The following is a 3,694-nucleotide window of genomic DNA, read 5'->3' on the forward strand; positions in this document are numbered from 1 at the left end:
CGTCTTGTAGTTGAAGCGGCCATTGTGCTTGGGGCATTCGATGATGTCATCCATCACCAGCCCGTCGGCCAGGTGCACCTTCTCATGCGTGCACAGGCCGTCGGTGGCGAAGAACTCGTCGTCGGGGCTGCGATAGATGGCGAAGGTGCGGCCGCCATGGTCGAAGCGCATCACATCCTCCTCGTCTATGTCGCCGGTGGCGCAGGCCTCGACCCAGTCGCTCATTCAAGTCCTCCCAAAAGCAATCCAGGAAAAGTGCGCAGCGGTTTTCCCGTCCGGAATTGCGTTAAATAAACAGTCTAGATCGGATGGAAGCACGATCATTCCGCCGCGGCGGCGACAGTGTCGTTGTGGAATTCTTCGCGATATGGCCGTGCGGTCGGCGGCAGCTCGCGCTTGAGGAAATAGTCCTCGTTGCGCAGCTGGCGCAGGAAGACAGGGATCATCTCGCGATAGCCGGCCAGGATCGACGGTGTCGGTTCCGGCAGATCGTACTTGATCAGTTCGTGCAGCCTCGGCAGCGCATGATAGGGCACCATCGGGAACATGTGATGCTCGACATGGTAGTTCATGTTCCAGTAGATGAAGCGGCTGATCGGGTTCATGTAGACGGTGCGGCTGTTCAGCCTGTGGTCGGTGACATTGTCGGCCAGGCCGCCATGCTGCAGCAGCCCCACCATGACATGGTGCCAGGCGCCGTAGAGCCTGGGCAGGCCGACCAGCATCAGCGGCAGGAACGAACCGGTGTAGAGCGCCAGCCCGACGGTGGCGGCATAGATCGCCGTCCAGATGCGGGCGACGCGGATCGCCTTGGGCTGTTCCTGTTCGGGAATGAAGGTCTTTTCGGCGGCGCTGACGGTGCCGGCGGCGTTGCGCAGCATGTCTGACATCGCATGCCAGGCATCGAGCACACCGACGAAGCCCAGCATGGCGCGAACCAGATCGGGCGGCCGCATGACCGAGATTTCCGGGTCGCGGCCGACGATGACGGTGTCGGTGTGGTGGCGCGTGTGGCTCCAGCGCCAGGTCACCGGATTGCGCATGATCATGAAGCAGGCGATCTGATAGACCGCATCGTTCATCCATTGCGTCCGGAAAGCGGTGCCGTGGCCGCATTCGTGCCAACGCGAATCCGTCGAGGAGCCGTAGAGGACGCCATAGACGAAGAAGAACGGCACGCACCACCATGTGCCCCAGAACCAGGCGCCGCCGGCGCCGCTGACGATCAGCGCGGCGAACCAGATTGCCGTATCGCGGATCGCCGGCCCGTCGGAGCGCTGCATCAGCTCCTTCATCTGCTTGCGCGGTATGTCGGTGTGATACCACTCGGCCGCCGACAGGCCGGTCTCGACCGCGAGCTTGGCATCGCGGCCGATCAGGCTGTAGTCACGCCGGGACGGCGCAGTGGACATGATTGCCTCCCTCGGCAAAGGCATCCGCCAAGGCGAATGCCATGAATTCCTTTGGCTTCTAGCGTCAAAGTAACGCCGACCGATGATGGACTCAACATCATAAAGATAGTTTCTATCATTTCCCATCAGGATGCTGTACGAAGGCTCAAGCAAATCCGACGGGGCAAGCATGGTGAAGCGGCCGACCATATCTGATCTGGCGCGCATCTCGGGCGTCAGTGTCGCCACCGTCGACCGCGTGCTGAACAACCGGCTGCCGGTGCGCGAGGAGACAGCGCGCCGCGTCTACGAGACCGCTACCGATATCGGCTATCACGCCGCCGGCCTTATCAAGCAGCGCATGCGCCAGGAATTGCCGGAGTACCGGCTGGGCTTCCTGCTGCTGCGGGGCAATGATGCCTTCTACGGCGACTTCGCGCGGGAACTCGAACTGGCCATCTCGCAATCGCAGCGCTTCCGCGGCGTTGCGACCATCGATTTCGCCAGTTCCCTGGCTCCCGACGAGATCGCCTCCCAGATGCGCAGGCTGGCGGCGAAATCGAGGGCCATCGCCGTTGTCGGTCCGGACCATCCGACCCTGACAGCGGTTGTGGAAACCTTGAAGGCGAGAGGGCAGCCGGTTTTTTCGGTGCTGTCCGACTTTGCCGCCGGCATCCGGGAGGGCTATATCGGCCTCGACAACCGCAAGGTCGGGCGCACCGCCGCATGGATGATCTCCAAGACAGCCAAGCGGCCCGGCAAGGTCGCCCTCTTCGTCGGTAGCCACCGCTTCCACGGCCATGAACTGCGCGAGATCGGCTTTCGCTCCTTCTTCCGCGAGCATGCGCCGGAGTTCAGCGTGCTTGAAACGCTGGTCAATCTGGAAGCCAACCAGGTGACCCATGACGCGATGATCGATCTTCTGGCGCGTTATCCGGATCTTGCCGGCTGCTACGTCGCGGGCGGCGGCATGGAAGGCGCGGTCTCGGCGCTGCGGGCAGCGAAGCCCGCGACCATGCCGGTGGTCGTCTGCAACGAGATCAACGCCGAATCGCGCGCGGCACTCGCCGACAACATCCTCACCATGGTGATCTCGACCCCGCTCGCCGCTTTGTGCCGTGAGCTCGTCGACCTGATGGCGCATGCCATCGAAACCGGCGCCGCCAACGCTCCGGGCCAGACCTTCCTGCCCTTCGACATCTACCTGCCGGAAAACATCTAGCCCGCCGCCGCGCAAGCCCGCCGAGGCAAATGATAGAATCCATCAGAGCGATGCGTAAATCGGCCCGCAGGCCGCGGAATCGCCCTTGACGCCCCGATGTGAAATGGAATAAATATTTCATCATCTGTGTATTTTGGTTCTTTCGTTCCGGAATATCTGTTTCAAACAGAGGGCTTGACGTTCCAGCCAGGAGGCAGGCGTCACCCGGAACAGAAAAGACATCAGGGAGAGATTCCCCGGGGAGATCGGGGATTCCGGATAAATCGGTGAAACCGGACACCAATATGTGGAGGAGAAACACAATGAAGAAATTGATTTTGGGCGTCGCCTTCGCGGCGCTGATGAGCTCATCCGCCATGGCCGCCAAGGTTGGCGTGTCGATGGCCAAGTTCGACGACAACTTCCTGACCGTGCTGCGCAACGGCATGATCGAGCAGGCCAAGGGCATGAGCGGCGTCGAGCTGCAGGTCGAGGACGCACAGAACGACGTTGCCAAGCAGCTCGACCAGATCAAGAACTTCGCCGCCTCCGGCGTCGATGCCATCATCGTCAACCCGGTCGACACTTCGGCCACGCAGGCGATGTCGGACGCCGCCGCCGCAGCCAAGATCCCGCTGGTCTATGTCAACCGCGAGCCGGTCAATGTCGACACGCTGCCCGACAACCAGGCCTTCGTCGCCTCGAACGAAGCCGATTCCGGCACGCTCGAGACCAAGGAAGTCTGCCGCCTGTTCAAGGAAGCCGGCAAGAAGGAAGCCAATGTCTATGTGATCATGGGCGAGCTTTCAAACCAGGCCGCCGTGCAGCGCACCAAGGACATCGACGATGTGATCGCGACGCCGGATTGCAGCTTCATCAAGATCATCGACAAGCAGACGTCGAACTGGAACCGCGACGAGGCGCAGAACCTGATGACCAACTGGCTGTCGACCGGCAAGCCGTTCGACGGCGTCATCGCCAACAATGACGAAAGCGCCATCGGCGCCATCCAGGCGATGAAGGCCGGCAACATCGACATGAAGACGGTTGTCGTCGGCGGCGTCGATGCCACCCAGGACGCGCTTGCCGCGATGCAGGCGGG

4 protein-coding genes are annotated in these 3,694 nt (G+C 61.8%); 2 read left to right on the forward strand and 2 right to left on the reverse strand.

What is annotated here, in order from left to right; genetic code table 11:
* Both EOD15_RS30630 and EOD15_RS30635 read right to left on the reverse strand, forming a co-directional pair.
* The coding region (locus EOD15_RS30630) for a MocE family 2Fe-2S type ferredoxin (protein ID WP_127394661.1) at window positions 1-225 on the reverse strand (225 nt) is incomplete at its 3' end.
* 95 nt (window positions 226-320) lie between these two features.
* On the reverse strand, window positions 321-1,412 hold the full coding sequence (locus EOD15_RS30635) for a fatty acid desaturase family protein (protein ID WP_127322593.1): 1,092 nt from the start codon (window positions 1,410-1,412) through the stop codon (window positions 321-323).
* A 169-nt stretch (window positions 1,413-1,581) separates the two neighbouring features.
* On the opposite strand from EOD15_RS30635, the gene EOD15_RS30640 reads away from it, so the two are divergent.
* Window positions 1,582-2,613: a LacI family DNA-binding transcriptional regulator gene (locus EOD15_RS30640; RefSeq protein WP_127322592.1), complete on the forward strand. Its 1,032-nt coding sequence runs from the start codon at window positions 1,582-1,584 to the stop codon at window positions 2,611-2,613.
* A 302-nt stretch (window positions 2,614-2,915) separates the two neighbouring features.
* Window positions 2,916-3,694: substrate-binding domain-containing protein (locus EOD15_RS30645; protein WP_148129715.1), on the forward strand; the 779-nt coding region annotated here is incomplete at its 3' end.

Source organism: Mesorhizobium sp. M7A.T.Ca.US.000.02.2.1 (genome assembly GCF_003996995.1).
Lineage (GTDB): Bacteria > Pseudomonadota > Alphaproteobacteria > Rhizobiales > Rhizobiaceae > Mesorhizobium.